Genomic DNA, 3,659 nt, shown 5'->3' on the forward strand with positions numbered 1-3,659 from the left:
CACTGGGGCGCCCCATGCAACACGTAATTGGGACATAGCCTATTTTTTTGGCCGATGCGCGGCATATGGCTCCCGCCAAGCCTTGCCTTGACGGCCCTTGCGCGTTAGATTCAGCCAAACTTTATACAATATACAATTTTGCAACCTGCCCGTGACCCCAGCATGACCCCACCTTACAAGACCCGAACCCAGATGGTGATGGAGAACCTCCGCGGCCGGATATTGCGTGGCGAGTTTGCTGCGGGCGCCCCCCTGCGCCAGGACGCCATCGCCAAGGAGCTGGCGGTGAGCCGCATCCCGGTGCGGGAAGCCCTGATGCAACTGGAAGCTCAGGGGCTGGTGAAGTTCGAGGCCCATCGCGGCGCCGTGGTGACCATGCTGGATGCCTCGGCCATCGAGGAGCTCTTTTATTTGCGGGCACTGCTCGAAGCCGATACCCTGTTCCACGCCGTCGACCTGATGACGGAGGAGACCTTCGCCCAGGCGCAAGCCATCCTCGCCCAGTTTGATCTGGCGCTGGAGTCTGGCACCCAGATCGAACACTGGGCCGAGTTGAATCACCGCTTTCACGCCACCCTTTACCAGGCAGCCAATCGCCCCCAGGCACTGGAACTGATCGCCCAGATCAATCTGAGCTGCGACCGCTATGTGCGTTTCGAACTGCTGTTCGCCCAGGGCGGCGTGGACAAGGCCGAGCGGGAGCACGCCCGACTCCTTGAACTGTGCCGCGCCCGGCGCAAGCACGAGGCAGTGGTACTGCTCAAGCAACACATCGAGGCGGCAGGCCAGTCGATCAGACAGATCCTGGCAGGCGGCCACCATCAATGAACACTCACATCACCACAAGCTGGCAATAACGACATGAACCATTTCGAGATTATTGAAACCCGCGTCGCCCAGGTCAGGGCCACACTGGCCACGCTGGAGCTGGACGCCTTCATCGTTCCCCACGACGACGAGCATCTGGGGGAGTACATTCCCGCCTATGCCGAGCGGCTGGACTGGATCACGGGTTTCAACGGCTCCGCCGGGCTCGCCATCATCATGGCGCATCGGGCGGCCCTGTTCATCGACGGTCGTTATACCGTGCAGGCCCGCATGCAGGCGCCGGCCGAGCTGTTCGAGCTTCTCCACCTCAATGAAGACCCCCACGTGCAGTGGCTGGCGGAGCAGTTGCCCTCAGGCTCCCGGGTCGGTTTCGATGCCCGCCTGCACAGCCTGGCCTGGTACCAGAACGCCAACGCCGTGCTGGCCGATCACGGCATCGAGCTGGTGCGCATCGACGAGAACCCCATCGATCTGCACTGGAGCGATCGTCCCGCTCCGACCAAGAGCCCTGTCATCCTCTACAGCGAGGAGCTGGCGGGCCAGTCCAGCCAGGCCAAGCGCGAAATGCTGGCCAGCGATCTGCGCAAGCGCGGGCTGGATGCGGTGCTGCTGACCCAGGCCGAGCCCATCAACTGGCTGCTCAACCTGCGTGGTCGCGACGTGGAACGCCTGCCGGTGGTGCTGGGCTTTGCGGTGCTCTACGCCAACACCACCATGGATTTCTTCGTCGATACCGACAAGATCGACTGCTTCGCCTTCAGTCAGCACGTGGGGCAGGATGTCTCCGTCTACCCCATCGACAAGCTGGGTGACGTGTTGCAGCGCATCGGCGAGGATCAGCAGAAGGTGCTGGCCGACCCCAACACCGCCAACGCCTGGACCCAGCTCGTGATGGAAGAGGCGGGCGCCATTCTGGTGGCCGGCCAGGATCCCACCATGCTTCCCAAGGCGTGCAAGAACCCCGTAGAGCTGGCCGGCATGCGTGCCGCCCACCTGCGCGACGGCGTTGCCGTCACCCGCTTCCTGGCCTGGCTGGATCGCCTGATCGCCAGCGGCGAGTTCGACGGTGTGGACGAAGGCACCCTGGCCGACCAGCTGGAAGCCTTCCGCCACGAGCAGGAGCACTATGTGGAGCCGAGCTTCGACACCATCTCGGCACTCGGCCCCAACGCCGCCATGTGCCACTACCGCCACACCAACGGCACCCCGCGCGCCTTCGGCCAGGACAGCATCTATCTGGTGGACTCCGGCGCCCAGTACCTGGACGGCACAACCGACATCACCCGCACCGTCAAGGTGGGTGAGGTGACCGACGAGCACAGGGCCATGTTTACCCGGGTGCTGCAGGGTCACATTGCCCTGGATCAGGCCCGCTTCCCCCGCGGCACTGCCGGCATCCAGCTCGACGTGCTGGCCCGCATGCCCCTGTGGCAGGCCGGCTACAACTACGACCATGGCACCGGCCACGGGGTCGGCCACTTCCTCAGCGTGCACGAAGGCCCGCAGCGCATCGCCCCCAAGGGCAGCCTGGTGGCCCTGCAGCCGGGCATGGTGCTCTCCAACGAGCCGGGCTACTACCGGGAAGATGCCTTCGGCATCCGCTGTGAAAACCTGGTGGTGGTGACCGAACAGGAGGCCCGTGGCGAGCTGACGATGCTGGGCTTCGAGCGACTGACCTATGTGCCGTTCGACATCCGCCTCATCGATCGCAGCCTGCTGAGCCCGGCGGAGTTCCGCTGGATCAACGAATACCATGCGGAGGTCTACCGCCGTCTGAGCCCGCTGCTGGAGGGCGAGGATCTCGCCTGGCTGGAGCAGGCGACCAGCCTCCTCTGATGACACAGGGCCTGCGGGCCCTGTTTCTTTATCCGCGGCATGCCACAAATGCCCCCCTTGCATCGACTCCCCGCCCCTTCTACCCTGTGCCTCCTTTTTGGCTGCCCCGCAGCAGAGACCCGATGAGAGGAGCCCCGATGCACTCGTCCCCCGTATTGCGCCTTGCCACCCACACCGACATGCACGCCATCTGGCAGATAGATGCCGATGTCTTCGGCGAGGATGTCTACCCCGGTTTCTTCTTTCGCCAGGCCATGGATCTGTGGCCCGAACTGCTGGTCGTCGCGGAACGGGAAGGCCGGCTGCTGGGCTATGCCCTGGGGGGGCTTGGTCAGGATCGGTCGCAGGGCTGGCTGCTCTCCCTCGCGGTGCGTCCCGAAGCGCGCGGCTTCGGCCTGGCCGAGCAAATGATGTTGCAGGTGGAGCAGGCTCTGGCGCATTTGCAGGTTGCCCGGGTGAGGCTGACCGTGGATCCCGCCAATCCGGCCCAGCGCCTCTACTTCAGGCTGGGTTATCAGCAGTTGGCAGAAGAGAGAGGCTACTTCGGGCCGGGCGAGGATCGCCTGCTGCTGGAAAAAGCCCTGACCTGACCATCCGTCACCGGCACGGGAGCCTTCCGGCCACATAATTGGTTACACTTTGCGGGTTTAATGCGCAATCTGGTTGGCGTAAAGTGCAATTCATCACCAGATTAATCCGATGCCCGCCCAGGAGGCCCATCATGTTCAAACGTATTGCTCTCGTCACCCTGCTGGCGGCCACCACCGCCATCACCGGCTGTGCCAACAGCGACGTCTACTCCGGCGATGTCTACACCAAGGATCGCGCCAAGCAGGTACAGACCGTCAGCTATGGCACCATCCTCTCCACCCGCCCCGTCAAGATCCAGGCCGATGAGAACTCCCTGATCGGCACCATTGGCGGTGCCGTGGTCGGCGGCCTGCTCGGCAGCACCATAGGCGGCGGTCGTGGCAGTGACATCGCGGCGGCCGGTG

Annotated in this window: 3 protein-coding genes and 1 pseudogene; all 4 read left to right on the forward strand. The window is 64.0% G+C overall.

Annotated features, from left to right (window positions below):
- Nucleotides 1-162: 162 nt before the first annotated feature.
- Nucleotides 163-828 carry a GntR family transcriptional regulator gene (locus AACR77_RS14130; RefSeq protein ID WP_039040592.1) on the forward strand — a complete coding sequence of 222 codons (666 nt, stop codon included), beginning with the start codon at nt 163-165 and terminating at the stop codon, nt 826-828.
- A 33-nt stretch (nt 829-861) separates the two neighbouring features.
- A complete protein-coding gene (locus tag AACR77_RS14135) occupies nt 862-2,664 on the forward strand; it encodes an aminopeptidase P family protein (protein ID WP_042882405.1) in 1,803 nt (600 codons plus the stop codon).
- 137 nt (nt 2,665-2,801) lie between these two features.
- Nucleotides 2,802-3,254 carry a GNAT family N-acetyltransferase gene (locus AACR77_RS14140; protein ID WP_042882408.1) on the forward strand — a complete coding sequence of 151 codons (453 nt, stop codon included), beginning with the start codon at nt 2,802-2,804 and terminating at the stop codon, nt 3,252-3,254.
- Nucleotides 3,255-3,385: 131 nt separating this feature from the next.
- Nucleotides 3,386-3,659: pseudogene (locus tag AACR77_RS14145) on the forward strand (hypothetical protein); the annotation flags it as partial.

The organism is Aeromonas sp. ZOR0002 (assembly GCF_963866995.1).
Taxonomy (GTDB): domain Bacteria; phylum Pseudomonadota; class Gammaproteobacteria; order Enterobacterales; family Aeromonadaceae; genus Aeromonas; species Aeromonas caviae.